Annotated in this window: 26 protein-coding genes; 19 read left to right on the forward strand and 7 right to left on the reverse strand. The window is 33.7% G+C overall.

All coding sequences use genetic code 11. The features are described 5' to 3' along the window. The first annotated feature begins 13 nt into the window (after positions 1 to 13). The 3 genes from ACJDUH_RS02015 to ACJDUH_RS02025 all read left to right on the forward strand — a co-directional run bounded on the left by ACJDUH_RS02015 (position 14) and on the right by ACJDUH_RS02025 (position 2,787). Positions 14 to 1,408, forward strand: a complete 1,395-nt coding sequence (locus ACJDUH_RS02015; protein WP_406763482.1) for a L,D-transpeptidase family protein — start codon at positions 14 to 16, stop codon at positions 1,406 to 1,408. Positions 1,409 to 1,488: 80 nt separating this feature from the next. Further along, entirely contained in the window at positions 1,489 to 2,361 is an 873-nt protein-coding gene (locus tag ACJDUH_RS02020; protein WP_406763483.1) for a DUF1002 domain-containing protein, read from the forward strand. Between the two features lie 36 nt (positions 2,362 to 2,397). Then, the gene (locus tag ACJDUH_RS02025) at positions 2,398 to 2,787 is read left to right on the forward strand and encodes a DUF2750 domain-containing protein (RefSeq protein WP_406763484.1); all 390 of its coding nucleotides are present in this window, start codon (positions 2,398 to 2,400) and stop codon (positions 2,785 to 2,787) included. 102 nt (positions 2,788 to 2,889) lie between these two features. On the opposite strand, the gene ACJDUH_RS02030 is transcribed toward ACJDUH_RS02025, so the two are convergent. Further along, positions 2,890 to 3,999, reverse strand: a complete 1,110-nt coding sequence (locus ACJDUH_RS02030) for an MGDG synthase family glycosyltransferase (protein WP_406763485.1) — start codon at positions 3,997 to 3,999, stop codon at positions 2,890 to 2,892. Positions 4,000 to 4,325: 326 nt separating this feature from the next. Here ACJDUH_RS02030 and ACJDUH_RS02035 point away from each other — a divergent pair, with 326 nt between their 5' ends. The 3 genes from ACJDUH_RS02035 to ACJDUH_RS02045 all read left to right on the forward strand — a co-directional run bounded on the left by ACJDUH_RS02035 (position 4,326) and on the right by ACJDUH_RS02045 (position 7,989). Next, a complete protein-coding gene (locus tag ACJDUH_RS02035; protein ID WP_479723043.1) occupies positions 4,326 to 5,723 on the forward strand; it encodes an MFS transporter in 1,398 nt (465 codons plus the stop codon). Positions 5,724 to 5,878: 155 nt separating this feature from the next. After that, entirely contained in the window at positions 5,879 to 6,793 is a 915-nt protein-coding gene (locus tag ACJDUH_RS02040) for an ABC transporter ATP-binding protein (protein ID WP_406763486.1), read from the forward strand. Further along, on the forward strand, positions 6,790 to 7,989 hold the full coding sequence (locus ACJDUH_RS02045) for an ABC transporter permease subunit (protein WP_406763487.1): 1,200 nt from the start codon (positions 6,790 to 6,792) through the stop codon (positions 7,987 to 7,989). The genes ACJDUH_RS02040 and ACJDUH_RS02045 overlap by 4 nt, the downstream gene beginning before the upstream one ends. A gap of 158 nt (positions 7,990 to 8,147) precedes the next feature. On the opposite strand, the gene ACJDUH_RS02050 is transcribed toward ACJDUH_RS02045, so the two are convergent. Both ACJDUH_RS02050 and ACJDUH_RS02055 read right to left on the reverse strand, forming a co-directional pair. Further along, a complete protein-coding gene (locus ACJDUH_RS02050) occupies positions 8,148 to 8,699 on the reverse strand; it encodes a VanZ family protein (protein ID WP_406763488.1) in 552 nt (183 codons plus the stop codon). Positions 8,700 to 8,919: 220 nt separating this feature from the next. Continuing rightward, entirely contained in the window at positions 8,920 to 9,720 is an 801-nt protein-coding gene (locus ACJDUH_RS02055; protein WP_406763489.1) for a COG4705 family protein, read from the reverse strand. A 279-nt stretch (positions 9,721 to 9,999) separates the two neighbouring features. Between ACJDUH_RS02055 and ACJDUH_RS02060 the strand changes: the two genes are divergently transcribed. Next, positions 10,000 to 10,827, forward strand: a complete 828-nt coding sequence (locus tag ACJDUH_RS02060) for a class I SAM-dependent methyltransferase (RefSeq protein WP_406763490.1) — start codon at positions 10,000 to 10,002, stop codon at positions 10,825 to 10,827. On the opposite strand, the gene ACJDUH_RS02065 is transcribed toward ACJDUH_RS02060, so the two are convergent. Further along, the gene (locus ACJDUH_RS02065) at positions 10,811 to 11,020 is read right to left on the reverse strand and encodes a hypothetical protein (protein WP_406763491.1); all 210 of its coding nucleotides are present in this window, start codon (positions 11,018 to 11,020) and stop codon (positions 10,811 to 10,813) included. The genes ACJDUH_RS02060 and ACJDUH_RS02065 overlap by 17 nt on opposite strands. 155 nt (positions 11,021 to 11,175) lie before the next feature. Here ACJDUH_RS02065 and ACJDUH_RS02070 point away from each other — a divergent pair, with 155 nt between their 5' ends. After that, a complete protein-coding gene (locus ACJDUH_RS02070) occupies positions 11,176 to 14,085 on the forward strand; it encodes an Ig-like domain-containing protein (RefSeq protein WP_406763492.1) in 2,910 nt (969 codons plus the stop codon). A 91-nt stretch (positions 14,086 to 14,176) separates the two neighbouring features. Here ACJDUH_RS02070 and ACJDUH_RS02075 read toward each other — a convergent pair whose 3' ends face one another. Next, the gene (locus tag ACJDUH_RS02075) at positions 14,177 to 15,370 is read right to left on the reverse strand and encodes an MFS transporter (protein WP_406763493.1); all 1,194 of its coding nucleotides are present in this window, start codon (positions 15,368 to 15,370) and stop codon (positions 14,177 to 14,179) included. Positions 15,371 to 15,592: 222 nt separating this feature from the next. On the opposite strand from ACJDUH_RS02075, the gene ACJDUH_RS02080 reads away from it, so the two are divergent. From ACJDUH_RS02080 to ACJDUH_RS02090, 3 genes are read left to right on the forward strand one after another with little or no spacing between them, the layout of a single operon-like run. Further along, the gene (locus ACJDUH_RS02080; RefSeq protein WP_406763494.1) at positions 15,593 to 16,159 is read left to right on the forward strand and encodes a TetR/AcrR family transcriptional regulator; all 567 of its coding nucleotides are present in this window, start codon (positions 15,593 to 15,595) and stop codon (positions 16,157 to 16,159) included. A gap of 23 nt (positions 16,160 to 16,182) precedes the next feature. Beyond that, positions 16,183 to 16,971: a sulfite exporter TauE/SafE family protein gene (locus tag ACJDUH_RS02085; protein ID WP_406763495.1), complete on the forward strand. Its 789-nt coding sequence runs from the start codon at positions 16,183 to 16,185 to the stop codon at positions 16,969 to 16,971. Positions 16,972 to 17,031: 60 nt separating this feature from the next. Continuing rightward, positions 17,032 to 17,526, forward strand: coding sequence for a DUF2127 domain-containing protein (locus ACJDUH_RS02090; protein ID WP_406763496.1), 495 nt, complete (start codon positions 17,032 to 17,034; stop codon positions 17,524 to 17,526). A gap of 189 nt (positions 17,527 to 17,715) precedes the next feature. Here ACJDUH_RS02090 and ACJDUH_RS02095 read toward each other — a convergent pair whose 3' ends face one another. After that, complete coding sequence (locus tag ACJDUH_RS02095; RefSeq protein WP_406763497.1) at positions 17,716 to 18,177, reverse strand: phage tail protein; 462 nt, start codon at positions 18,175 to 18,177, stop codon at positions 17,716 to 17,718. Between the two features lie 58 nt (positions 18,178 to 18,235). Further along, positions 18,236 to 18,715 (reverse strand): GyrI-like domain-containing protein, encoded by a 480-nt coding sequence (locus tag ACJDUH_RS02100; RefSeq protein ID WP_406763498.1) that lies wholly within the window; start codon positions 18,713 to 18,715, stop codon positions 18,236 to 18,238. Positions 18,716 to 18,824: 109 nt separating this feature from the next. Here ACJDUH_RS02100 and ACJDUH_RS02105 point away from each other — a divergent pair, with 109 nt between their 5' ends. The 8 genes from ACJDUH_RS02105 to ACJDUH_RS02140 all read left to right on the forward strand — a co-directional run bounded on the left by ACJDUH_RS02105 (position 18,825) and on the right by ACJDUH_RS02140 (position 25,748). Further along, positions 18,825 to 19,787, forward strand: a complete 963-nt coding sequence (locus tag ACJDUH_RS02105) for a helix-turn-helix transcriptional regulator (RefSeq protein ID WP_406763499.1) — start codon at positions 18,825 to 18,827, stop codon at positions 19,785 to 19,787. 293 nt (positions 19,788 to 20,080) lie between these two features. Further along, complete coding sequence (locus tag ACJDUH_RS02110; RefSeq protein WP_406763500.1) at positions 20,081 to 21,361, forward strand: neutral/alkaline non-lysosomal ceramidase N-terminal domain-containing protein; 1,281 nt, start codon at positions 20,081 to 20,083, stop codon at positions 21,359 to 21,361. A 35-nt stretch (positions 21,362 to 21,396) separates the two neighbouring features. Beyond that, positions 21,397 to 22,113, forward strand: a complete 717-nt coding sequence (locus ACJDUH_RS02115; protein ID WP_406763501.1) for an SIS domain-containing protein — start codon at positions 21,397 to 21,399, stop codon at positions 22,111 to 22,113. 132 nt (positions 22,114 to 22,245) lie between these two features. Next, entirely contained in the window at positions 22,246 to 22,968 is a 723-nt protein-coding gene (locus ACJDUH_RS02120; protein WP_406763502.1) for a GntR family transcriptional regulator, read from the forward strand. A gap of 103 nt (positions 22,969 to 23,071) precedes the next feature. Next, a complete protein-coding gene (locus ACJDUH_RS02125; protein ID WP_406763503.1) occupies positions 23,072 to 23,275 on the forward strand; it encodes a hypothetical protein in 204 nt (67 codons plus the stop codon). Positions 23,276 to 23,653: 378 nt separating this feature from the next. Then, entirely contained in the window at positions 23,654 to 24,028 is a 375-nt protein-coding gene (locus ACJDUH_RS02130) for a GntR family transcriptional regulator (protein ID WP_406763504.1), read from the forward strand. After that, the gene (locus tag ACJDUH_RS02135; protein WP_406763505.1) at positions 24,021 to 25,103 is read left to right on the forward strand and encodes a DUF1648 domain-containing protein; all 1,083 of its coding nucleotides are present in this window, start codon (positions 24,021 to 24,023) and stop codon (positions 25,101 to 25,103) included. The genes ACJDUH_RS02130 and ACJDUH_RS02135 overlap by 8 nt, the downstream gene beginning before the upstream one ends. A gap of 15 nt (positions 25,104 to 25,118) precedes the next feature. Then, a complete protein-coding gene (locus ACJDUH_RS02140) occupies positions 25,119 to 25,748 on the forward strand; it encodes an alpha/beta hydrolase family protein (protein WP_406763506.1) in 630 nt (209 codons plus the stop codon). Positions 25,749 to 25,855 lie beyond the last annotated feature (107 nt).

Below are 25,855 nucleotides of genomic sequence, written 5' to 3' on the forward strand. Positions count from 1 at the left end.
GGCATGAAATGGTATGAGGATAATTAATGTAAAAGAACTTTTTAAAAATGAGATTTCAGGAAAAGTTATTATTGTATTAGCTTCAATTGTACTAATTTATATACTTATTTCAGTATACTTTGCAAACCATTTCTTTTTCAATACAAAAATAAACGGAGTTGATGTGTCCTTAAAATCCTATGGAAAGACAGGAAATACAATTAAAAGTTATATTAAGGATTATCAGCTGAAGCTCATAGAGAGAGAGGGTGAAACAGAAGAAATAATTGGACAAGATACAGGAATTAAGTACAATGAGGAAAATAGTATTTCTAAGACCTACCATATTAGAAGTCCTTTTAAGTGGATTATTTCATTATTTGAGGAGCAAAAATACTATGTAAATGATTTGTTTATTTTTAATAAAGAAAATCTAGAAAATAGAATAAATCAGTTAAATTGTCTGCAAGAGGCTGTCACTGAACCCCAAAATGTAAGTTTTAAGTATTTAAATGGTTATTATGAGGCAGTTAAAGAGGTATACGGGAACAAGATAAATAAAGATAGATTAAAGGCTGTAGTTGAAAAGAGCATTTTAGAGGGTGAAACAAAAATAGATTTAAATGAAAAGCTTTGTTACGAAAATCCAAAGTACACTTTAAGCTCTCACAAAACCGTTGAAACAAAAAATTTACTAAATAAGTACATAAAAACAGATATCACTTACATTTTTGAAAATGAAAGAGAAAAACTAGATGCCAGTACAATAAATAAATGGCTTAGCGTTGATGAAAATCTAGATGTTATAATAAGCGAAATAGCAGCTATGAAATATGTGAGAGAATTAAGCAAGAAATATGATACTGTTGGAATAACGAGAAACTTTAAGACCTCTACAGGTAAAATAGTAGGGGTTGAGGGCGGGCTTTACGGCTTTAAAAGCAATCGTGAAAGTGAAGTAAAGGCCTTGCTTAATAATATAAGACATGGTGAAGTGATTGAAAAAGAACCAATATATACTCAAAAGGCATTAGCAAGAGGTGAAGGTGAAATAGGCAACACTTATGTAGAAATTAATATAACAAGGCAGCATCTTTGGTTTTATAAAAATGGAAGAGTTATTGCTCAAGGTTCTGTAATAACGGGTAATGTGAGCAAAGGCTATTCTACTGTGACTGGCACTTTCATGCTTAACTACAAACAAAAGGGAGCTATTTTAGAAGGGCCTGGTTATTCGACATATATAACTTATTGGATGCCCTTTTTCGGAAATACAGGAATACATGAAGCAAGCTGGAGAAATAATTTTGGAGGAGACATATATAAGAACTATGGTAGCCATGGCTGCGTTAATACACCTATATATTTAGCTAAGACTATTTTTGATAACATAGAAGAAGGAACTCCAATTATTTGTTATGAAGAGTAGAAGCTTAAAAACTGTTGCACTAATCCCCATATATATCTATAATCATCTTGTAAAGTCAACTTAAAAAGGAAGGTCTTAATATGAAAACTAAAACAATTTTCAGTAGATTATTAGCAGGTTTTATGGTTGCAGCTTTGGCTATATCTGTTCCTGCAAAGGTAGTTCATGCAGATGCTTATAAGGTTGTAACTTTAGGTGGAGATCTCAGTGATCAGCAAAAGAAGGATATGCTTAAGTATTTTGGAGTTGATGAAAAGACTGCAAATGTAATAACAGTTAATATTGATGAGGAAAGAAAGTATCTAGCAGATTCAGTAAGCAGTGATAAGATTGGAACAAAGTCCATATCCTGTTCTTATGTAGAGCCAACCTCAAGCGGTGGGCTAAATGTGTCCACTAATAATGTATATTGGGTAGACAGCAATATGATAAAAAATGCTCTTATTACAGCAGGAATAACCAATGCAAATGTAAAGGTATCAGCGCCTTTTAATGTATCTGGTACTGCAGCTCTTACTGGAATTATAAAAGGCTTTGAAAACAGCAGCAAGGGCACTAAAATTGATGAAAATAAAAAGCAGGTGGCTAATCAGGAACTTGCAACTACAGCGGCATTAGGAGATAAAATAGGAAAAGATCAGGCTGCAAAGGTTATAAATGATATAAAAACTCAGGTAGTAAAAGATAAGCCTAAAGATGAAGCAGCAGTAAAAAATATAGTTCAAAATGTAGTAAAGAATAATAATTTAAATTTGAGCAGTGAGGATATTGATAAAATAACAAAGCTCATGAATAAAATAAATGGGCTGAATTTAAATTTTGCAGATATAAAGGATCAGTTAAGTCAAGTTTCAAATCAGTTAAAAGGAGTTTTAACTAGTCAGCAAGCACAGGGCTTTTTTGCTAAATTAGTTTCTATAATTAAAAGTATTTTTTCAAAAATCTTTGGGTAATACTGTTTTATGAAATAAATTTCCAAGGAGAAAGTTATGAATTACAGCGAAGTGGAAGAAATATTTTGCTTAACAGAAGATAGAAAATATAAGTATTTTTTTAATAAGGTAGCTGAATCAGAACATGTTTGTGGATTGAAGGATAAAAATGGCTGGATAACTTCAAAGGATGATAAGGGGAGAACTGCCATGCCTTTATGGCCATCTTATGAGTTTGCAAAGTACTGTCAGGAAAATCAATGGAAAGAAACTCAAATAGAGGCTATAGATTTGTATGAGCTTTTGGAATACTGGCTTGAAGGAATGAAGCGGGATGGCTGCAGGATACTTGTATTTGCGGATACAGGCGGAGGAGGAATCTCGGTTGATTCTTTAGAATTAAAAAATGAGCTGCAGCATTTTTTAAGTACAAATTGCACTGACTAAAAGAGTGATAATGGAATGTAATACTTAATAGATTATCATCATCCAACTAAATAAATACGGGAACTGTTAATATAGCAGTTCCCGTATTTTATTTGTTTTATATTAATTAAATAATAGACTAATTAAAAAATCTGCAATATCCTTTGCTACATTTGATGAAGTATATTCTTTTTGTGCAGCCTTTATTTGATTTAACCTTTCTGCGTTATTTTCAAGAAGGCGGGCTATAATTTTTTTAATATCCCTCATACTATAGCAAACTACCCCTAGATTATGTTTTTCAGCATATTCTGGGTTACCCTGCTCTTGGCCTGGCAAGGCACCTGTAATTACAAGGGGAATATTGCAAGAGATGGCTTCCATCATGACATTAGGGCTACCTCTAGTAAAGGCTATGTCGGAGGCTAACATCAAGTCTTGAATGTCTTTGGTAAAGCCATAGATCTCAACTCTATTTCCATATCTTTCAACTAGGGACTTTTCAAGTCTTCTTCTCAAAGCCATGTTTCGGCCTGCCACAATTTTCACTGTACAATTAAAGTTTTCAAGGAGTATTTTTGCTATTCTACTCATATTACCTACACCTTCTCCACCGCTCATAATTAAGCATTTCAGCGGCCTATTTGCATCGTAGATAGTATCTTCGGAGCTTAATTTTCTAGTGAATCTTGAACGTACTGGGAAGCCTAAAACTTTAACTTTGTTAGCTGCAACTCCATACTCAATGGATTTTACCTTAGCTTCTTCAGTTGGGCTAATAATATAGTCCACTCTTGGATCTGCCCAGAGGGGATATATACTTACTAGATCTGCAATAAGTGTAACAAAGGGTATATGTATTTCATTCTGCTCTAAAATATCCAGAACAGAACCGTTAAAATTGGGATGTACAGATAATATTAAATCAGGCTTTGTTTCTTCTATTAAGTTAAGTAGATTATCTTTTATAGCCATTTCAATTATTTCGTTTACCATTGAAGGTGTTTTAGAAGAAAGATCCCAAATAAATTTCCATAAATCCTTTGAGGTCCTTGTTATAGGTCCATAGGATTTTCCAACAGAAAGCAAGGGCTTGCCTCCCAGAGAAAAACCGTCTACCACATGAACCTTCACTGAACCATCCTTTGGGAAAAATTCGCTTATGCTTTCAGTAATGCTTTTATGGCCGTGGCCAGTAAAATCTGAGGAAATAATTAATATGCTCTTGTTCATAATGTCGCTTTATTGTTCCTTTCAGATAATTATTAAGTAAGTATTATTTTTATGTTGTCCAATGGATACTAAATTATTTATGAAGTCAGCTTAATTATTGAGTTAGTATAAAAATAGTATGCTATAATAAATCGACTTAAATATATCATTTCTGCGGAAAAATGTATATATTAAACAAAATATTTAATGTAAATTTAATCTTTTTTGGGGTATTATGAAGAAGACTATCAAAAGCTAATAATATACTTCTAAGTTTTAATAGTCAGAAAGAAAAATACTTTAAAATACTTGATAATATAAAAATCTCTTAAGGGGGCACAGAAACTTTGAATATGACTAAATTTAAGACAGGTTACACCATATTTGTTTTCGTAGCTTTAGCAGCCTTTGACAATATAATTATAGGGCTTTTTCCACCACTTTTCTCTTCAATTGCAAATTCCTTACATGTACAGGTATCGGCACTTGGATTGGCTTCAGGCGTAAACATATTGGTTACATCCATATCCTCTATAATATGGGGGTATCTTGCGGGAAAATTTAATCGCAAAATATTAATTATTATTGGAACAGTTATCTGGTCCATAGCTGTATTTTTTACATCTATAAGCAGCAGCTATGCTCAGCTTTTTATATTTCAAATTTTCACTGGCATAGGCCTTGGCTGCATTGCGTCTATCGGCTTTAGCGTTTTAACAGATTATATTCCACATAAATCTAGAGGTATGCTGCTAAGCCTTTGGGGAATGTCACAGGGACTTGGAGGAATTGCAGGTGCTATTGCTGCTTCACTTATTGCACCATCCTTAGGCTGGAGGAAGCCCTTTGAAATTGTAAGTATAATAGGGTTTTTACTCATAATATTGTACTTATTTATTAAGGAGCCTGCTTTAGGCGAGTCTGAACCTGAACTTAAGCAACTTATTGAGAATGGTTATGACTATAACTATAATATAGAAATTGAGCAGCTGCATGATATTGTGCTAAAGGATAGTAATATTTTATTGTTTCTACAGGCATTTTTTTTCAACATAGCAATTGGAACCTTAATATGGCTTCCAACCTTATATATTTCAAAAATTCAGCATCAAGGCTATAGTCTTAATACATCAATTGTTGCAGCAGGCTACCTATTTGCCATATTCCAGCTGGGAGGTATGAGCTCTGCATATTTCGGGCATCTTGGTGATAAGTTTCAAAGGAAGACCTACAAAGGAAGGGCTATATTAACAGCTGTTTTTACATTTATTATGATGCCGCTTTATGTTTTAATGTTTTTTATGCCGATGAATAATCTTCAATTACCAAACAATAGTAGTGCTATATTAATACTGTTTGCTTTAATAAAACAGATTATTGTAAACCCATGGATGACAGGATTATTTGTAATATCCTTTCTAGCAAGTGCGGCTCAATCGGCAAATACTCCTAACTGGCTGGCTCTAATAACAGATGTAAACTTGCCAGAACACAGGGGAACGGCCTTTAGCATTGCTAATCTTGCCAATGGCCTGGGAAGAACCATTGGCAACTCTGGGGTAGGAATTTTACTTATCATGGTTTCCTCATATAAGGCAGAACCGCAGAACTATATAATTGCCCTGGCAATTTTTCAAATTTTGCTTATTCCTTCTTCAATATGTTATATAAAGATGGCGAAAAACAATGTTAAGGATATTATAGAGGTTAAATCCATTCTTAAAAAACGAGGCAATATTGCATAGCTGCTAGGTATATGATAGTACAGAATATACTTAAGAAAATATTAAGAAAATCATAATAAAATATTATTTGTAACATTAACTAAGAATGCTGTAAAATTATATGTGGCAATATATGTAATTCTGTATCCGTTGAGAATAAGGAAAGGAGTTTTTATATGAATGTTTTAGAAGTTAAAGACGTGAAAAAGCAGCTTAGTAAAAGGGAAATAATAAAGGGAATAAGTTTTTCTGTAAAAGAGGGAGAAATATTTGGCTTTCTTGGACCAAATGGTGCAGGGAAAACTACCACAATAAGAATGCTTGTGGGACTCATTGAGCCAACAGAAGGCAGCATACATATTATGGGGCATAATATAAAGACTGAAAGGGAATTGGCTTTGGAAAATGTGGGAGCAGTGGTTGAGAGCCCCGAATTATATGGTTATCTTTCAGGAATAGAGAATCTTATGCAGATAGCGAGAAACAGGAAGATACCAAGATCCTATGTAGATGAAATGGTTGAATTAGTTGGCCTAAAAGACAGAATTAAAGACCCTGTGAGAAAGTATTCACTGGGGATGAAACAAAGATTGGGACTAGCAGCAGCGTTACTCACAAAGCCTAAGCTTCTTATTCTTGATGAGCCTACTAACGGCCTTGACCCATCAGGAATACTTGATTTTAGAGATATCGTAAAGAAAATAGCAAGAGAAACAAAGACTTCTGTTTTCATTTCTTCTCATATTTTAGGTGAAGTTCAGCAGCTTTGTGATACAGTTGCCTTTATTAACGGCGGTGTCATTAAATCAGTAGAAAGTATAAAGGACGATATTGAGAAGGATGGCGTTGATACAATCTCTTTAACAGTTATAGAAAAAGAAGCATGCCTTGAAATTTTAAAATCTCTGGAATACATAAAAAATATTAACAGTACTGGTGATGCTTTTTATATTAAAATTAAAAAGGGTTATATGTCTGAGCTGATTTTTAAACTCGCAGAAAACAAGATTCATATTGAAGAAGCCTATAAAAAACATCAAGAGCTTGAAGAAAGATATATGGAGCTTGTAGAAGGAGGTATCAGAGCATGATTACACTAATAAAAAATGAATTGATAAAGCTTATGTGCAGAAGAAAAACTCTTGTTACTTTTATTGCCTTTATTCTCCTTACAATCCTTATAGGCTTTGGTTTATACAAGGAAAATCAAACAATGGTAAGAAATCAGGACCCCAATTACAGAATACAGGAAATTCAATCAAACATTGATAAGCTCCAAAGCAGAATAAATTCAGGCAGAACCTCAGAAGATGAAAAGGTAATGTATCAAAGCAACATTAAAAGTCTCCAGGAGGAAATGCAAAAAATAAAAGATAATCCAGCTGCTGCACAGACAGATTGGAAAGAAAATTTGAAATCCGACATTCAAAATATTGAAAAAAGCCTTCAAAACAGCACAATACCAGCAAGGATGAAGGAACAAAATAATAGACAGTTAGAAATGGACAAATATCTGCTTAATAATAATATTAAACCTATTGAGGATTATGTTTTTAATGGAATGAACTACATAATGACTTTATTTAAAACTCTTGGCGTTATATTTTTAGCTGTAGGTATTGGTATTTTTTCTTCGGATATGGTGTCTGGAGAATATACACCAGCCACAGCAAAGTTTCTTTTAATACAACCTATATCAAGAGCAAAGATATTGTTCTCAAAGTATGTAACAGCTGTTTTCTCAGCCATTGTTCTTATCTGCGGTGTAGAACTTATCGCCTTTTTAGTAGTAGGAGCCTTTACGGGCTTTGGAAATATGAGCTATCCAGTTTTAGCAGGTGAAAGATTTCAGTATGATATGTCCTATGTGAACCAGGCTGGGGGACATGACTTAATGACCATTGCTGGATCTGCCTATATGCTGCCTTTTTGGAAATACCTTATAGAAGCTTTTCTGCTGCAGATACTATTTATAATTGCTGCCAGCACATTTGTTTTCATGATTTCAACTGTTTCTAAGAGCAGCATGATTGCAATGAGTGTAAGCATAGCTTCTATAATAGCTGTAAGTGTACTTCAGAATGTTTCTTCAGTTACAAAAGAAATTACATCATTTATTTTTATTATTTATGGAGATGTAACTGCTGCATTATCAGGTACGGCCGCTTATGGTTTGGGGCTTACTTATCCTACGACAGGCTTTATAATATTGATAATGGTAATTTGGACTGTAGTAAGCTATTTGATTGCTCATTTTGTATTTGTAAAAAGAGATGTATTGATTTAATGCATTATTTATCATAAATAATAATATAAAAACAGCGTTAATATTCACAGATATTAACGCTGTTTTTGTCATATTGTGCAAGAAACATACTGTAGATTATGCTTAATTTTTACGTTGTTTTTGTGTAGAGTATCTTCTTGTATATGCAATAAAGATATTCAGAGCCTCAATCTCACCATGAATAATAAATATAATAGAACAGGTAATCCTATGATAGCAGATAGTATTGTGATTGCAGTACGTACTTTTTTCTCATCTCGTAATAGTAACAATAAAAACTTATACCCTAAAATACCAAGCCATCCACCCAAACAATTTAAAATTATGTCATCAATGTCCGATGCTCCGATGCCTAAAATCCCCTGAATTATTTCAACAAATAAACTCACAATAAATATAAACAAAAGATTGGTGAATACTCTTTTATCTTTTTTGAGTAATGGTAAATATATACCAAGGGGAATAAAAATTACAATATTGCCAACCAAATTACTAAAAGCAAATTTTTTTAAATTCGCAGTGCTGCCTGATATATATTCCTTTATACTATGAAAAGGAATGAGATTAATTGACCTATCTAAAGTCCTTTGACTATTAAACAGTTCCAAAAGTGAAACTCTTGATAAGAACAATAATTTAATTAAAAAAAGTATGTAACAAATGAAAACACCATATAAAAAGACTGTTTCAATTCGCCCTCGTTTATTCATAATACCTCCATTTTTCATTTCATCACTGCTTATTCTCTGACGTTCAGTTTATAAATAATCGGTAGTTCGCATTTTAACACAATTGCCAAGCAACTGTTATATGAATTATACCAGTATTTACTACATATTAATATGTTTTATAAATATCGGCATAACTAATTTTAACCTGTGCAGTGGTAGGTACTTGTGCCTTTCAGCATGAAGGGCACGCAATTTTGCGCTAGGCTGCATCTTTATTAGGATTTATATTGTTTTTTACATCTTTACCTGTCACAGCCATGTAGTAAACTAAGCAAAGAATAACAATAGTTAAAGTCAAACTCACCCAGCCAGTTCCTATCCCTAGTCCGCCTCGACTTTTAGGAACCCCTATCCAGTCTGCAAAGCAGGCTCCTAGTGGTCGTGTTATGATGTATGCGAACCAAAAGGTGAAGATTTCGTTGAGGCCTAAAATGAGGTAAGCCACAGCAGGAATTGCAATCAACACGGCAAACAGTATACCTGAGTAGAAATATCCAAGGTGCATTGTAGAAGCTGTCATATCTCCTGCAGCTGTACCAAGGGCGAAGGTAGTAAGTATTGTAGCCCAGTAAAAAATCTCTCTTTTAAAGGTATAAACACTGTGTATGGATAAAGTTTTTTCACTAGCATACCAAACTCCGAATACCACTGCCAGAGCAGCTACGAAAAATATAGTAGATGCCATATATGGAATGCCTAACCCAACATGAAGAACATCAGCAGCCATTGTACCAAAAATACTTACCATAATTACTGTGAGCCAGTATATCCAGGCAACATATTTGCGAACTGAAAACTGCAGCAGCAATGCAGCTGCTAAGCCTACACCAGCAATAGCTACTGCAATTACTGGATTCATATGATTTGCTAGAAAATCAGAGGTTACTTCACCCATTCCTGTAGTCAATATTTTAATAATCCAAAAAAATACAGTGATCTCAGGAACCTTTGATAGAATACTTTTTGCATTGTTCAAGCCTTTAGCTTCTGTAGAATACATATATAATTTCTCCTTTTTATTAAATATCTAATTAATTATAATTAGTAATAATTAAGATAACATTAAATAATGATTAATAATTTAATAAGGTTAATCTTTATATATCACACTTTAGATAATTTAAAGAGACGTTAGTCATGTGGGTTTAATAGAATCTAGCTTAATAAAGTAAATATATGGTATAATTTCTTTATAGCTTCCAATGAAATAGCTCAAAATATGAAAGCTTTTGAGAGAAAAGCAAAGGGATAATATTAATTAATAGAATGGAGTGATTATATGTCCAGAGCAAATGACAGTGATATAGTTAGACTTCAGTATAATTCAGACAAAAATTTATATGCTAGACAAGCTTTGCATAAAGGCTTCAGCACAAATAAATATGGATGGGAAAATTGGGTGTTTGATCAATATATGTTTAAGCCCAATGATATAGTTATTGAATTTGGTAGTGGTAATGGAACTACATGGGTGAGTAATAGAAATAAGATACCAAAGGATATTAAGGTAACTATTACAGATTTATCTGATGGAATGTTAAGTACAGCAAAGGATAATCTTTTTGGAATTGAACAAATAATAGATTATTCCATTATGGATATACAAAATATTAAATATGAAGATAGTTCCTTTGATTGTGCTATTGCCAATCATATGCTTTACCATGTACAAAATAGAGATCTAGCAATAAGTGAGATTGCTAGGATACTTAAATCAGATGGAACTTTTCACGCTACGACTAATAGCATTTATAATATGAAAGGACTTAAAGATTTAGTGAGAAATTTTGATTCTCGACTTGATTATGCTTCCTTTTCTGTTGCAAATGAATTCGGATTAGAAAATGGAGCAAAGCAGTTATCTAAGCACTTTGAGTCAGTTGAAAAGTTAGTATATGAAGATTCTCTCCATATAACAGAAGCAAAGCCTTTAGCTGATTATGTTTTGTCGCTTGAAGGACACATAAACATACATGATATAATGACTGAGAATAGAATAAAAGACTTTTATGAATACCTGAATAATATTATATTAAGAGAAGGAAGTATTGATATACCTAAAGCCAGCGGAATGTTTATAGCTAAGAAACCTAAGAAACTGGCATAAAAATTAACCCGCAAGAATCATCACTAAATTTGACATTCTTGCGGGTATAAGAACCTTTACCTTTTTTATTTTTCTCTATTCCAGTTCCTCTGGCAATTTCATTTGAATTAAATTTCCGCCTATTAAGGTTAAGCTTATTGACATCGATGGTAAAGCTTAAGTTCTCAGTGATTTTCTTTTTTGAGCTTCTCATAAAATCTCATCTCCTAACTATTTATTTATAATATATTATGACAAGTTTTAAGCAAAATGCAATACCATTAAATAAATAAAAATATTAGCATGATAGTAGTAAGAATTTCATATTAATGTAATACCTATCTAGTAAATTAATATATGGGGGTTAATATGAAGGGTAAAAATTTCAAGAAAAAGACTGCTTTTGGAATTTGCTTATTATTTATAGCATTACAATTTAACCTTTTCCTGCCACAAAAAATAACTGTAGCTGCAGCTAACTATAGTTGGAACAACACCGTACCTGTAAAATATCCTGCACCAGGAACTAATAATGGGAAACTTGTTCTTTTCGATAATTCTCATGGAGAAACTACAGGACAAGCAGACTGGGTTTTAGATGGCGGTTTTTCAGATTTTGCCGATGATTTAGTAAGTCATGGCTATACGGTTCAGGAATATAGGGGTGTTGATAAAAATGGTGATGGGTGCATACGTTACTATGATGACAGACAAGCGGCAAATGTTGATACTAATGAAGCAGTTATTACTTATGATGCAATTAAAAATGCAGACGTTTTTGTAATGGCAGAGGTAAATAGGCCTTTTACAGCTGCTGAGCATGCAGCATTAAAGCAATTTGTTGACTCAGGGAAAGGAATATATTTCATTGCGGATCATTATAATGCAGATAGAAATATGAATACTTGGGACTCAACGGAAACCTATGATGGTTATAACAGATCTACAAGTTCAACCTACAATATGGGTGGAGCATACGGTGATTTAAGAAATACCCAGGATGCAACAAAGGGGTGGCTAGCAGAGAATTTTGGATTAAGGTATAGATTTAATGCGATAGATTTAACTGCTGGCTTTAGTGGTATAAAATCAGTCAGCGATTCCGAGGGAATAACTGATGGAGTTCAACCAATATTGATGGCAGCAGGCTCAACATTATCAATAGTTGATGGAAATAAAGCAAAGGGAATTGTTTATTTAGCACCAACAGATAATCCAACAAAATGGTCTAGTGCAGTAGATTCAGGAATATATTTCGGTGGGGAAGCCGAGGGCCCTTATGTTGCAATATCTAAGCCAAGTCTTGGTAAAGCAGCCTTTATTGGAGATTCATCACCAATAGAAGATATCACACCAAAATATAAAAATGAAGGCTCAGGTAGTACAAAGTCACTTCATGATGGCTATAAAAGCGCTGGAAATGCAGCGACACTATCAGTTAATATTGTCAATTGGCTAGCAAATACGGAATCCTATGTTGGATTTGATGGAGTAAATCATACAAAGGGTGTTATTACACCTACTCCAATGGCTGACATAGAAAAAAATCAGACACAAGCAGAACCATGGGCTACACCAACCTATGATCCTTGGAACACAGATACCTTTGCCTATGGCGCCTATAATGCTCCAACTGGACCAAGCAGTGGAATTATTAACGTAACAGGTGTTACCTTAGATAAATCAACTATAACAATAGGTGCAGGTAGTTCACAAACTTTAACCGCCACAATAACCCCCTCCAATGCTACTGATAAATCAGTAACCTGGTCAAGCAGCAATACTGCAGCAGCAACTGTTTCTAATGGTGTTGTGACTGGAATTGCTGCTGGTTCGGCTGTAATTACGGTTACCACAACAGATGGGGGGAAGACAGCGAGCTGTAATGTTACTGTTACTAATAATCAGGGTACATCATTAATTAACGAAGGCTTTGATAGTGTGGTTGGAACAAGTTCCTCAATTACATCTGGGATTCCAGCTGGTTGGACTTTCTCATCTGGAATGGCAATATATAATACAACTGGCAACTACGGGACTTCATCCCCTTCCATAAAGCTGCAGACTACAGGAAACCAAATAACTACACCTGCATTTAATTTGACATCCCAAGGAACTTTATCCTTCTGGATAAAAGGAAATGGTACAGACACTGTTTCGCATTTACTTGTAGAGAAGTATGATGGGACCAGCTGGGCAGCTATAGAAGATATAAAACCATTGCCTACAACAGGAACAGTGAAAACCTACTCATTACCTCAAAACATTAAGCAAATTAGGTATACATTTACAAAGAGTGCTGGGAATTTAGCCCTGGATGATGTTAATATTTCTTCAGCTACAAATCAGATTAATGTAACAGGAGTGTCCTTAGATCAAACAACTTTAACTATGAATCCAGGAAACACACAAACCTTAACAGCAACTGTTGCTCCTAGTAATGCAACCGATAAAACTGTTACCTGGTCAAGTAGTAATACAGCAGTCGCTTCTGTTGCAAACGGTGTTGTGACAGCAAATGGTTCAGGATCAACTATAATAACAGTTACTACTGTTGATGGTGGTAAAACCGCTTCTTGTAATGTAAATGTAATAATAAACGTAACAGGTGTTACTTTAGATCAATCAAATATAACAATAAGTGCAGGCAGTTCACAAACTTTGACTGCTGCAATAACCCCAACCGATGCTACAGATAAATCAGTAATCTGGTCAAGCAGTAATACTGCAGCAGCAACTGTTTCTAATGGTGTTGTGACTGGAATTGCTGCTGGTTCAGCTGTAATTACGGTTACCACAACTGATGGGGGAAAGACAGCGACCTGTAATGTTACAGTTACTAATAATCAAGGGCCTACATCGATTAACGAAGGTTTTGATAGTGTGGTTGGAACAAGCTCCTCAATTACATCTGGAATTCCAGCTGGTTGGACTTTCTCATCTGGAATGGCGATCTATAATACAACTGGTAACTACGGAACTTCATCGCCTTCCATTAAGCTGCAGGCTACTGGAAACCAAATAACAACACCTGTATTTACTTTGACAGCCCAAGGAACCTTATCCTTCTGGATAAAAGGAAATGGTACAGACACAGCCTCACATTTACTTGTAGAAAAGTACGATGGGACCAGCTGGGCAACTATAGAAGATATAAAACCATTACCTACAACAGCAGCGGTAAAAACCTATTCATTAACACAAAACATAAAACAAATAAGATTCACCTATACAAAGAGTGTTGGAAATGCAGCACTAGATGATGTAAAGATACAATAATTGGCAGATAGTTTTTAGTCATTTGATAAAATTAATATGCATCATTAATGAAACCCTCGGCAGACGTAGAGGGTTATTGTTTTCCATTGATTTAGTATATTACTTTTGTTTTATTTGAGGAAAGTCTGGTCAAAAGTACAAGAGCTAGGATAATAAAGCAAATGATAAGGCCAACCACGCCTTTCCATCCATATAACGCCCAGAAGGTTCCACCTGCAGTGCCACCTATACTTGAGCCTACATAGTAGAAAAAGAGATAAAGGGAAGCGGCCTGTGCCTTGTCATGGACTGCAAGGCGCCCAACTAAGCTGCTGGCGATGGAATGACCTCCGAAGAAACCAAAGGTTAACAGAGCAACCCCTAAAATCTTCAGAATAAGACTGATACTCAGTGTTATTGATACGCCAACAAACATTATTAAAAGTGCACTAAAGAGTATCTTTTGCTGACCATGCTTATCTGCCAGTCGTCCCATCCAAGTGGAACTAAAGGTTCCCATGAGATAGAGTATAAAAATAAAACTTACAAGTGTCTGACTTAGGGAATAGGGTGGAGCTATCAATTGAAAGCCTATGTAATTATATAACGTAACAAAACTTCCTAATAGCAGGAACCCAATGCCAAAAAGAGAAAGCAAGCTTGGTTTTTTTAGATGGCTGATTAAGGATTTAAATAATTTCCTTATTTCCAGAGTGCGAGGCTGAAAATGCTTTGAGGCAGGAAGCTCAATTACGAATATCATGCTTGCTGCCAAGCTCAATACACCTACACTTATAAGTGCAACACGCCAATTGAAAATATCCGTAATAATACCTATGATAATACGCCCAAACATTCCACCAAGAGAGTTCCCACTAATGAATATACCCATTGCTACTCCAAGGCTCTTTTGTTCAATCTCTTCACTTAAGTAAGCCATGGCAATTGCAGACAAGCCTGATAAAACAAAACCTTGCAGTATACGCAGCGCCAAAAGAAAGTGAAAATTTGGAGCAAATCCAGTAAGTACTGCCAATATGGATACCGAAAACATAGAAAAGGTCATAATTGGCTTTCGACCTAATGCCTCTGATAATGAGCCAACAATAAGGAGACTTACTGCCAGTGAAATAGTTGCAGCTGATAGGGAAAGACTGGAGGCTGCAGGAGAAATGTGAAATTCCTTGGAAAGATAGGGAAGCAGAGGCTGTGTACTGTATAAAACTGCAAAGGTGCTGAAACCACCTGCAAAAAGTGCGATGTTTGTTTTTTTGAATTCATCTGAACCATTCTTAATATAATTCATAATTATTTAACCTCAATTCTGCAATATTTAGTGACGCAATTTTCAGTAAAGGTGACTCATAATTAATATCATTATACCATTATATAATATCAGCCTTTGATTTAGCTTAATATATACGGCAATTAATTTTAAAAATTAAAATAAATTTACAAATAGAAAGGAAGAGTATATAATAAGGTTGTGTTTTAAATGAACCATGATTCATAATAAGGAGGCAATGCAGTGCCAAAGATAATAAAAGATGTTGAGAAAACTATTAGAAATTCTGCTGTAGAATTGTTTATCGAGCATAGCTATACTGATGTTGATATGAAAATGATATCTAAAAAATCTGGTGTAGCTGTTGGAACTCTATATAATTACTATGGAAATAAGAAACAGCTTTATCTAAGTATACTTAAAGAGAGTTGGCAAAATACCTTTAATAAGCTTGACGTTATAAGTGAGCTTGCCATTTCTTCAAGAGAGAAACTTAGAAAATTTATAAGTACACTTTATGAAGACATTCAGGAAAGAAATGGGTTAGGAAAAATTTTGATAAATACTTCAGCAGATGAACTGAAAGAAGATAAGGAAATTAAAGATTTAAAAGGCATCTTAATTTTAAAAGTAGAAAACTTCCTTTATAATCTGGACAAAGTAGATAATCTTAGTATATGTTCTAACATTAATACTAAATTAACAGAGTCATTACTAATAACCACATTAGTAATGTATGAATTACATCCAAAAGACAAAGAAGAAAATATAACTTTTTTAGTTGAATTTATTGGTTTATCTATAAAATAGATACGCAAAGGAGATTGATTTTTATGAATATAATATTTTATTTATTAGCAATAGTTATTGGTATCATTACTGGTAGTATAACAAGTCTTATAGGGGCTAGCGGAGTTATGATTATAGTTCCTATTTTAACTTTATTCTTTAAAGTTAGTGTCCACACAGCAATAGGCACAAGCCTTTTTGTGGATGTTATAGCTTCTTTAACTGTAGCTTATTCTTATTACAAAAATGGCAATATAGACCTTAAATCAGGTATTTGGATAGCTTTAACTTCTATTTTAGGAGCTCAATTAGGTGCATCATTTGCAAGTAAGATGGGGGAAGGTAACCTATCATCAAGTTTTGGAGTGGTGTTAGTTATTGCTGGTTTATTAATGCTCCGTAAGAGCTATAAAAAGGAAAGTGATCCATCAAATACCTCCATTAAACTTAACTTTAAAAAAGAATGGGAAAAAATATTAGCAGCTTTAATTATAGGCTTAGGTATAGGAATATTAAGTGGTATATTTGGAGCCGGCGGTGGAGTTATGATACTTTTAGCATTAATAGTATTAATGTCATTTCCGCTTCATAAAGCTATAGGTACTTCTACTCTTATAATGGCAATAACAGCTCTTTCCTCTACTATTGGTTATGCTGCTAGAGGTAAAATAGATTTTACATTAGGTGTTTTGCTATCTGTGGGGGCAGTTCTTGGAGGGGTTATAGGTTCACGTTATGCTAATAAGGTTAATGAAAAGACATTGCAAAAGATTGTAGGTATATGCTTTATGGCCATGGGTGTAGTTATGACTGTAATACAAATAATAAAATAAATATTTTATCCTCGCAAAGATTATTTATATTTTCAACGTATATATATGGAGGTAAAAGCCTTGAATAATAAATTAGATAATAGAAATATACATTTAGGTTTCCATATTGGTTTGATTTTAAAGGGTTTATATGATACGGGAGAAGTATTATGTGGTTTTTTTCTTATTTTTCTAACACCTGAAAGAATGAGCAAACTTATAACATTTATTTCGAAAAATGAACTGCAAGAAGATCCAAATGATCTTGTAATGAATTATCTTCTTTCTTTTAGGCATGTATTTTCAATCAGTATGCAGCATTTTACCTCCTTTTATTTATTGTCCCATGGATTAGTTAAAATTTTGCTTTTAGTTCTTTTATGGAGAAAAAAATTATGGGCATATCCCATGTCTTGTGTAGTATTTATGATTTTTGTTATTATACAAATACAGCGTTTCAGCCAAACTCATTCAATAATGCTATTGGTTTTAACAATAATTGATATTGCAATGATTGCACTGACAATTTTAGAATATAAGAATATTAAAACAGATAAAGTCATCAATACAAAATAAGTATTATATAAGATGATTTTCATTGTTTCTTTTATTATGATAATTAATTAGACTTTCATCAAGAGGCAATAAGGTTATTCCCAATTAAAAAATACAACAGTAACTAATACTGTTGTATTTTTTAATAAATTTAAGTATAACAATTATATTTAATACAAAACTATAGACGTTATCACTTTTATAAGGGTTTTAATATTCTCCCTTAATTACGAAAAACGAACCACGAATTGTTCCAGCTAGTTTAGATTTCTGTCTAGCGAATTTAAACTTTCCTTCTAACTCCTTTGGTATCTCCATACCTTCAGAAAGCTTTAAGCCAACAGCTCGCTTCTTGGGATCATCAACTGTATACATAACGTTAATAGCAAGGCCATCCTCATAAAAGACATAGGCAAATTTGATATTTTCCACTTGAAAACGGGAGGTTTCTAAAGGCTTTGCTGCAAACTCGATATTACGTTCTTTCAAAATTCGGTTTACATAATCAAGAGTTTCCTTACTTTCACTAGCTGGTACAACTGTAAATTCATGCTTGTATTTGTTCATATAGTAGCGGGCTTCATTAGCACGTAAACCTGCAAGTGCTTCGGCTACAGGCGAAGACTCTAAACCAACCGTAGATACATTTTTAAAATCAACAATATAGGACATTTCTTTCCTCCTTTAGTTTAAGTTACTCGCTTCCCTTCGGGCACTAGGCAACTTAAAATTATTTCCTAACAACAGGAATCCACATTTCACCAAAAACTAAGCCGTTTCGCTGACCCATTTCAACAGCTGCGTTTGGGCCACCCACATAGGCAAAATTACTTGCTGCAGGCAGAACTTGACCAAAGGCAATACCTGTAAGCATATTATTTAATTCTTCGGAGTTTTTCCCTTCACCTTTAACAACTAAGTATTCACTCTTAGGAAATGGGATAACTCTTGCTTCTTCAGGTGCTGATGCTTCTGACATAACGCCAGCATAGTGCATCATCTTGTTATTTACCGCTTCGTTCACTGCAAAAATATAGTCATTTGTAGCTAAGTCTTTTAAAGTGTCAAGTCTTCCATCTTGGCTAACAGATAGCCAAAAATCTGATTTTTCCTTATTTAAGCCGGCGAAATCAGTGTAATGGCTCTTAAGTTCAGTTCCAAAACCTAAAACAGTAAAGCTTTCTTTTTCTTCTAAGGTATAATTAGCCATATTCAACCTTCCTTTTCTTAAAATTAGTCAAATTACTTTATATTCTTCACTTGATAGGTATATAATATTCTTAAATCATGTCAAAAAATGATACTATTTAGGAGAAGCTATGAAAAAAGTTGAACGGATTAATATAATTATGCGATATATCAATAATCGCGCACACTTTACAATTTCTGAAATAATGCGCGAATTTAACATCTCACGTTCCACAGCTATTAGAGATATAAGAGAAATTGAGGATATGGGAATGCCATTTGTCGCTGAAGTTGGAAGAGATGGGGGCTATTTTGTCATGCACAACTCTGTTCTGCCCGATGTCCGGTTTACCGATAATGAGGTCAAAGCACTTTTTATTGCCTTTATGGCTACCAGGAATCAACAACTCCCTTATCTAAAGAGCCGCCAGTCATTAGCTGAAAAATTGCTAGGCCTAATCTCAGAAAACCAGCAGGATGACCTTGTGCTTTTAAATCAAGTTCTGATTTTTGAAGGAACCAACCCCAATAATCCTGACCTGCTTGAGCTTTCAGACCTTCCTCATCCAATGCTAGAAAAACTCATTCAAATCCTTCTTTTAGATAGGTATTTATTGATTACTATGGAAGAAGGGGAGGCTGTAAAGTCTTACCAAGTTTATCTCCTGCACCTTTATCATGAAAAAAGCCTTTGGCTTATGGAAGGCTTTGATTTAAAGGAAGAAAGGAAACAGATTTTTCCTATTGACCATATCATCGATGTGAAACCCTACGACATGAAAAAAAGATTAAGTAAGAAAAAGATTTTAGAAGAACTAAGTAAGAGGGGAGTGCTAATTAACCTTGTTATAGAACTTGGTCCAAAAGCCATTGTTCAGTTCAAAAAATATCATCCTTTAAATGTATCAATTTCCTATACCAATCCTTACCAAACCACAGCTATTCTAAAGACTTTTATTAATGTTAATGAGAGGGATGAATTGACCGAAATAACAAATTGGCTGCTTTTTCTAGGTGAGGATATCAAGGTGAGGGAAGTGCCAGAAGAAGTTCTAGAAGGGTTACAAAAGAGACTAAGTCTTTACCGCCCATAAGCAGTGGCTAGTTATATTCATGTAAAAAATTCAAGGCGCCCAATAATGTCTTGAATTTTTATCCTTTTACTGCACAAGAAACAATGCCTTTTACAATATATTTTTGGAATAGGCTGTAGAATATTAGTACTAAGTATTATTGACATGAATTTTAGAAAAACATATAATATGTATATACAATTTGTATATACATATTATATGTTTTTTTAGTTACTTTAGTAGATAGAGATATGTATATATATAAATTAATTATTAAAAGTATAAATTTAAGTGTTATGGAAAGGAGAAATTATATGACTACAAGAGTTGGATTTTTACAGGTAAATATAACACCGCCAACTGGGGTATTGCTTGCAGGATATGACCATTTTAGATTATCAAAAGGTATACATGATGAGTTATTTGGCAGGATATTAATAATTGATCACAAAGATGAATTATTATGTTTTATACAAATGGATCTCATCTGTGTAGAAAGTTATTTTGTTCAAAAGGTATATGACAAAGTCAAATATTTAGGAATAAAGAAAAACAATATAATAGTTGGAGCTACACATACTCATTCGGGTCCTAAAGGTGTTTCTGATAATATAAACGGAATACTTAAAGGATTAGAAGGAGTTTTTGGAGATTATAATAAAGAATTAGTTGAAGATTATGTTAGTAAGTTAGCAGACGGAGTAAAAGTTGCCTTAGATAATAGAGAAAAGTGTGAAATACAAATAGGAATTTCAAATGTCTATGATGTATGTAGTGAAAGACATAGTATTGAATTTCCTTGGGATACAGGACTATTTACAATGGAGTTTTTACTTAATAGTGGCAAAAAAATATTAATGTATAATTTTTCATGTCATCCAACAATAATGAATCAAGAAAACTTGTATATTACAGCGGATCTTCCAGCTGGTGTCTTGAAATATTTAGAAGATTCATATGATATGGTTATTTTCACTAATGGAAGTGCTGGTGATATAAGTACTAGATTTACAAGAAAAGGATCCTCCTTTGACGAAGTAAATAGGCTTGGGGAAAATTTAGCAAATGCAATTAAGAATAGTTTAGAAAATCCAATATATAAAGGATCTATATATGATGTGAAAGTTAAAAATTACAACTTAGATGTAGAAATTAGAGATATAGATAGTGTTGAAGATGCTGAAAAGGTTGTATGTAAGTTAAAAGAAAAAGTAGCAGAAGCTAAGAAAAAGGGTATTAATCCTAATGATTTGAGACTAATAGAATCAGAGTATGAAGGAGCTTGTACAAATTTAAGATTCGCTAAGTATATAGATAAAATGGAAAAGGTAAGTTTAGAAATAAATATAATAAAAATAAATGATTGGAACTTTGTAACGATACCTGGAGAGCTCTTTTCAAGTTTAGGTAAGAATATAAAAGATACTGGAAAGAACATAATTTTAGGATTTACAAATGGGTATTACTTATATTTTTCCGACAAAAAATCTTATGACGATAAAGCTTATGAAGCTTCTTCAAGTATTATAAAAAGAGGACAAGGAGAAAAAATAATTTCATTTGTTTTAGATAAATTAAAAAAGGATTTTTCATGATAAATAAAATATTCAATAATAAGGGGTGTAAAAAGATGATAACAAATAAATATTTAGAATTTGTAATGTCAAAATTAAAAGAAGTACAAGAGACTCAAAGTGAAAACATAGAAAAAGCAGCAGATCTAATAGTAGAATCTTGTAAGAAAGGCGGAAGATTTTACGTATTTGGGTCAGGACATTCTCATATGGTAGCTGAAGAATTATATATTCGAGCTGGGGGATTAGCGTATGTACAAGGAATATTACCTCCAGAATTAATGCTGCATGAAATGCCTAATAAAAGCACATATTTGGAGAGGTTAGATGGATACGCAAAAAGTATTTTAGATTTATATAAGGTAAACAAAAATGACACTATAATGATTGTTTCTAATTCAGGAAGAAATAATGTCCCTGTTGAAATGTGTTTATATTCAAAAGAAATAGGTGCTAGTGTTATTGCTTTAACATCTCTTAAGCATTCAACTCAAGTTGAATCAAGACATAAGTCAGGAAAAAATATATATGAAATAGCTGATGTAGTAATAGATAATTGTGCTGAAAAGGGTGATGCTGCATTTTATGTAGAAGGATTTAATATTCCAACAGGACCTACTTCAGATGCAACAGGAATAGCAATAGCTCAAGTAATAGTAGTAACTGTTATTGATAAATTAGTTAAAGAAGGCATAGATGTGCCAGTATTTAAAAGTTCAAACCTAGATGGAGCAGATGAATATAATAACGAATTATTCAATAAGTATTATTAATGTTGGAATAAGGGAATATATATAAGAATTATATTAAGTTTTAAGTCTTATTGACTAATATACTACATGAATATAGAATATATACAAAATGTATATATAATTATATTAAGTTTACAAGCAGGGGACTAGATAATGAAAGATTCAGGTAAGCCTATTTATAGAGAAATTATTGATTATATTAAAGATGCAATAAAAGATGGTAGATATGGAAAAGGAGAACTTATTCCTACAGAAGAGGAATTTTGTAATCTTTTTAACACAAGCAGAATGACAGTAAGAAGAGCCATTGATGATTTAGTTAGCAAGGGAATGTTAACTCGTATAAGGGGAAAAGGAACTTTTGTAGCTCGCTTTAATATTGAAAAAACAATGAACTCTGTTTCTAAAGGGTGGAGTGAAACAATGGAAGCTTTAGGTTTTAAAACATATTCTAAAGTTTTAATGTTTAATAAGATTAAAGCAGATGAATATATTTCAGATAATTTAAAAATACCTCTAAATAGCGAAGTTTATGTTTTAGAAAGATTAAGATATGCAGATGATAATCCAGCGGTTATAGAAAAAGTATTTATATCAGCCGATAGGTTTCCTGTTCTTAATCAATATACTTTTGAGAATGAATCATTTTACGATATATTAAGAAGAAATTATAATATTAAGATAAATCATTCTTATCAAAAGCTAAAAGCAGTGCAACTAGTAGGGGAAAAGGCTAAATTATTTTCGAAAACAGGAAAAGCAATTGTTATTGAAATAACTAGCACAAATTATGACCAATATTCTAAACCAATAGAATTTGGCATAGATTATGTAAATAGCGATATTTATGTTTTAAGATACGTAATTAAGGAATAGAGAAGTTTATTAAAGGTAAGATAGATATATAATCTATTTTACCTTTTCTCATTTAAATGTGTTACGGTGAATCGTATTGTATGTAAATAAGGTCTTGTAATACATGAGAAAACTCTGGCTGTTCCCAGGCGGCAAAGTAGCCTCCCTTGTCGAACTTGTAGTAATACATAAGTTTAGGATAGGCCTGCTTCATCCAACTCAGTGGGGCATGATAGAGCTCATCAGGAAAGACGCTTACGGCAACCGGAATAGATACGCCCTTTACACCGAAGAAGGAGAATTTGTTTTCCCAATAAAGACGAGCTGAAGAAATCGCCGTTTTGGTCAACCAGTAGAGCGTGATGTTGTCGAGGATATCGTCTCTCGTAAGACCGACCGGGTGTCCTGAGGCTCCTGTACGGCCATGAGATCTGTGATAATAGCACCCCAGTCTCCGTCCTGAGCCACATATTCGTATATCACGCCTTATGATGCATCCTCTACCGTTTCCTTCTCAGGCCATTTTGTCGCCTTTATGCGACTACGCAATTCGGTAAGCTCCGATTCTGGAGTATTCACGCAAAAAGGACCCCTGATTGCGTTTTTGTCTTAACTTAAAATAAGATTGACTAATCTTATTATATTTGTTATAGTTGATATATAACAAATATATAAAGGAGGCATATTAATGTTAATCGAAATTGATATGCACAGTTCGATTCCGATTTACAAGCAACTGAAAACAGCTATTGTAAGCGGAATATTATCAGGAGAACTACATGAAGGGGATAATTTACCATCAATTCGGCAACTTGCAAGTGACCTTGGAATCAACCTGCACACAGTGCGAAAAGTATATGAGATGCTTTGTGACGAAGGGTATATCAAAATACATCGAAGCAAAGGTGCAGAGATTTGCAGTCCGCCAAAGTTGGATAAAGAGGATTTGTCTGTATTTGAGAAACTGCTCTTGCCCATTATCATTGAGCTTCGGGCTCGGGATATTGGTAAAGAACGGTTTGCAATTTTAATGAAAGATCTATGGGATAAAAGTATAGAAGGAGGAAACTGTCATGAATAATAGTTTGAATTTTATTATTGGAGTTATGGGACTTTCATGGCTTCTTGTTGTGCTTGCTATATCTTTTACCCCTTATTTTATACGGAAAAACATCTGCTTTGGCATTTCCGTGCCAGAAAGTGAATATTACAATCCACAATTAAAAACATTGCGGCGTAATTATTGTATAGGCTGTCTTTGGGTAGGCTTAGCCTTGGGAATCGGAAGCTCTGTCTGTTATATCTGGATATCAGCAGAAAATACAATGTGGATTCAAATTGCCGGCTTGTTCTTGTATTTTATAATCAGTATACTAATATATTTTTTCATGCGTTCAAAGATTAAGGCTATCAAACAAGATAGCGACTGGGAAATTGAAACTAAGTCAGTGGCAGAAATCAGCGAAAAGTCCGATAAAACCATCCATACTGCGTGGTACCTTTTATATCTTGTCGTTATTGTTATCACCGTTATTGCGTCGGTGCTGAAATACCCATCTCTGCCAGAACAAATTCCTATGCATTATAACATTGCTGGCGAGGTGGACCGCTATGCTATAAAATCCATGGGAACAATTGGCATAATGCCTGTGATGCAACTTTTAATTGGTTTGCTGTTTGCAGGAATCAACCTTGCCATCGGTACATCCAAGCGTCAACGGGATTTTAAGAGAAACAGCGCTTTCCGTGGAGTTATGAGTATTACTTTATTTGCCATCGGATTTATGGTAAGCCTGTTGTTCACCTGCATTCAGCTTTCCATGCTTACCATCTTAAATGAAAAATTGATGATGTTTCTGCCTATTGCTTTTTTGGTTGCTACCTTTATTATCTGCATTTATCTTGCAGTAAAAGTAGGTCAGGGCGGAAGCCGATTGAAAACAACGGATGATGCTCTTGTAAATAAGGTGGATGACGACCGTTATTGGATCGGTGGATTTCTGTACTGCAATAAAAACGACTCATCTCTTTTTGTAGAAAAACGATTTGGAATGGGTTATACTTTGAATTTTGGAAATTCTAAAAGTTTAATTGCCATTGGCATTCTTGTTATTCTGATTATTGCGCTTATGGTGTTGCCATTAATTTTGAAATAAACGGAGGTGTCTCATATGGACGAAAAAATAATCGTCGGAAAAGAAACAGACTATCCCTTGGATGGAATTTTGTCAATGCCAAATGAATCTCAACATAAGTTTCCTGCCGTTGTACTCGTACACGGTTCTGGGCCTTTAGATAAAGATGAAACTATTATGGCAAACAAACCGTTTCGAGATATTGCCGAATATCTGTCTGGCAAAGGTATTGCCGTACTGCGTTACGATAAACGTACTAAAATTTATGGGAAAAAGATGCTTAAACAAAAAAATAGAGGCAGTATGTCAGTGGAAGATGAAACGATTGAAGATACCATTCTCGCCGCCAACCTTTTAAGAAGTGATATTCGAATTGACCATGATAAGGTTTTTATCATTGATCATAGTCTTGGAGGTATGCTTGCGCCTAGAATAGATGCTGAAGGCGGAAATTTTGCTGGAATTATAATTATGGCCGGTTCTCCCCGAAATTTAAGTGAAATTATGCTTTCTCAGAACGAAGATATGATTGGTCAACTTAATAAAATTCTGCAAAAGTTAGCAGTAAAACAGATTGCATCGCTCAAAGCAAAATTCGATGCTATTTCTGTGATGTCTGATGAAGGGGCCAGAACAAAAAAATACTCGGACTATAAAGGAATTTAAAAAAGAATATAAGATACCATCAAAAGTGGATTTTCATGTGCTTGAAGATATAGCTGAATGGATTTTATCCCACTGAAGGAAATGATATTTTCTTTGTAGACAACTTA

It is taken from the genome of Candidatus Clostridium radicumherbarum (assembly GCF_045310525.1).
GTDB lineage: Bacteria > Bacillota > Clostridia > Clostridiales > Clostridiaceae > Clostridium_AT > Clostridium_AT radicumherbarum.

What these genes read in the sequence shown, in the direction of transcription:
- ACJDUH_RS02015 (WP_406763482.1), top strand. Translation starts at nt 14, where the DNA reads ATGAGGATAATTAATGTAAAAGAACTTTTTAAAAATGAGATTTCAGGA.
- ACJDUH_RS02020 (WP_406763483.1), top strand. Translation starts at nt 1,489, where the DNA reads ATGAAAACTAAAACAATTTTCAGTAGATTATTAGCAGGTTTTATGGTT.
- ACJDUH_RS02025 (WP_406763484.1), top strand. Translation starts at nt 2,398, where the DNA reads ATGAATTACAGCGAAGTGGAAGAAATATTTTGCTTAACAGAAGATAGA.
- ACJDUH_RS02030 (WP_406763485.1), bottom strand. Translation starts at nt 3,999, where the DNA reads ATGAACAAGAGCATATTAATTATTTCCTCAGATTTTACTGGCCACGGC.
- ACJDUH_RS02040 (WP_406763486.1), top strand. Translation starts at nt 5,879, where the DNA reads ATGAATGTTTTAGAAGTTAAAGACGTGAAAAAGCAGCTTAGTAAAAGG.
- ACJDUH_RS02045 (WP_406763487.1), top strand. Translation starts at nt 6,790, where the DNA reads ATGATTACACTAATAAAAAATGAATTGATAAAGCTTATGTGCAGAAGA.
- ACJDUH_RS02050 (WP_406763488.1), bottom strand. Translation starts at nt 8,699, where the DNA reads ATGAATAAACGAGGGCGAATTGAAACAGTCTTTTTATATGGTGTTTTC.
- ACJDUH_RS02055 (WP_406763489.1), bottom strand. Translation starts at nt 9,720, where the DNA reads ATGTATTCTACAGAAGCTAAAGGCTTGAACAATGCAAAAAGTATTCTA.
- ACJDUH_RS02060 (WP_406763490.1), top strand. Translation starts at nt 10,000, where the DNA reads ATGTCCAGAGCAAATGACAGTGATATAGTTAGACTTCAGTATAATTCA.
- ACJDUH_RS02065 (WP_406763491.1), bottom strand. Translation starts at nt 11,020, where the DNA reads ATGAGAAGCTCAAAAAAGAAAATCACTGAGAACTTAAGCTTTACCATC.
- ACJDUH_RS02070 (WP_406763492.1), top strand. Translation starts at nt 11,176, where the DNA reads ATGAAGGGTAAAAATTTCAAGAAAAAGACTGCTTTTGGAATTTGCTTA.
- ACJDUH_RS02075 (WP_406763493.1), bottom strand. Translation starts at nt 15,370, where the DNA reads ATGAATTATATTAAGAATGGTTCAGATGAATTCAAAAAAACAAACATC.
- ACJDUH_RS02085 (WP_406763495.1), top strand. Translation starts at nt 16,183, where the DNA reads ATGAATATAATATTTTATTTATTAGCAATAGTTATTGGTATCATTACT.
- ACJDUH_RS02095 (WP_406763497.1), bottom strand. Translation starts at nt 18,177, where the DNA reads ATGTCCTATATTGTTGATTTTAAAAATGTATCTACGGTTGGTTTAGAG.
- ACJDUH_RS02100 (WP_406763498.1), bottom strand. Translation starts at nt 18,715, where the DNA reads ATGGCTAATTATACCTTAGAAGAAAAAGAAAGCTTTACTGTTTTAGGT.
- ACJDUH_RS02105 (WP_406763499.1), top strand. Translation starts at nt 18,825, where the DNA reads ATGAAAAAAGTTGAACGGATTAATATAATTATGCGATATATCAATAAT.
- ACJDUH_RS02110 (WP_406763500.1), top strand. Translation starts at nt 20,081, where the DNA reads ATGACTACAAGAGTTGGATTTTTACAGGTAAATATAACACCGCCAACT.
- ACJDUH_RS02115 (WP_406763501.1), top strand. Translation starts at nt 21,397, where the DNA reads ATGATAACAAATAAATATTTAGAATTTGTAATGTCAAAATTAAAAGAA.
- ACJDUH_RS02120 (WP_406763502.1), top strand. Translation starts at nt 22,246, where the DNA reads ATGAAAGATTCAGGTAAGCCTATTTATAGAGAAATTATTGATTATATT.
- ACJDUH_RS02125 (WP_406763503.1), top strand. Translation starts at nt 23,072, where the DNA reads ATGAGAAAACTCTGGCTGTTCCCAGGCGGCAAAGTAGCCTCCCTTGTC.
- ACJDUH_RS02130 (WP_406763504.1), top strand. Translation starts at nt 23,654, where the DNA reads ATGCACAGTTCGATTCCGATTTACAAGCAACTGAAAACAGCTATTGTA.
- ACJDUH_RS02135 (WP_406763505.1), top strand. Translation starts at nt 24,021, where the DNA reads ATGAATAATAGTTTGAATTTTATTATTGGAGTTATGGGACTTTCATGG.
- ACJDUH_RS02140 (WP_406763506.1), top strand. Translation starts at nt 25,119, where the DNA reads ATGGACGAAAAAATAATCGTCGGAAAAGAAACAGACTATCCCTTGGAT.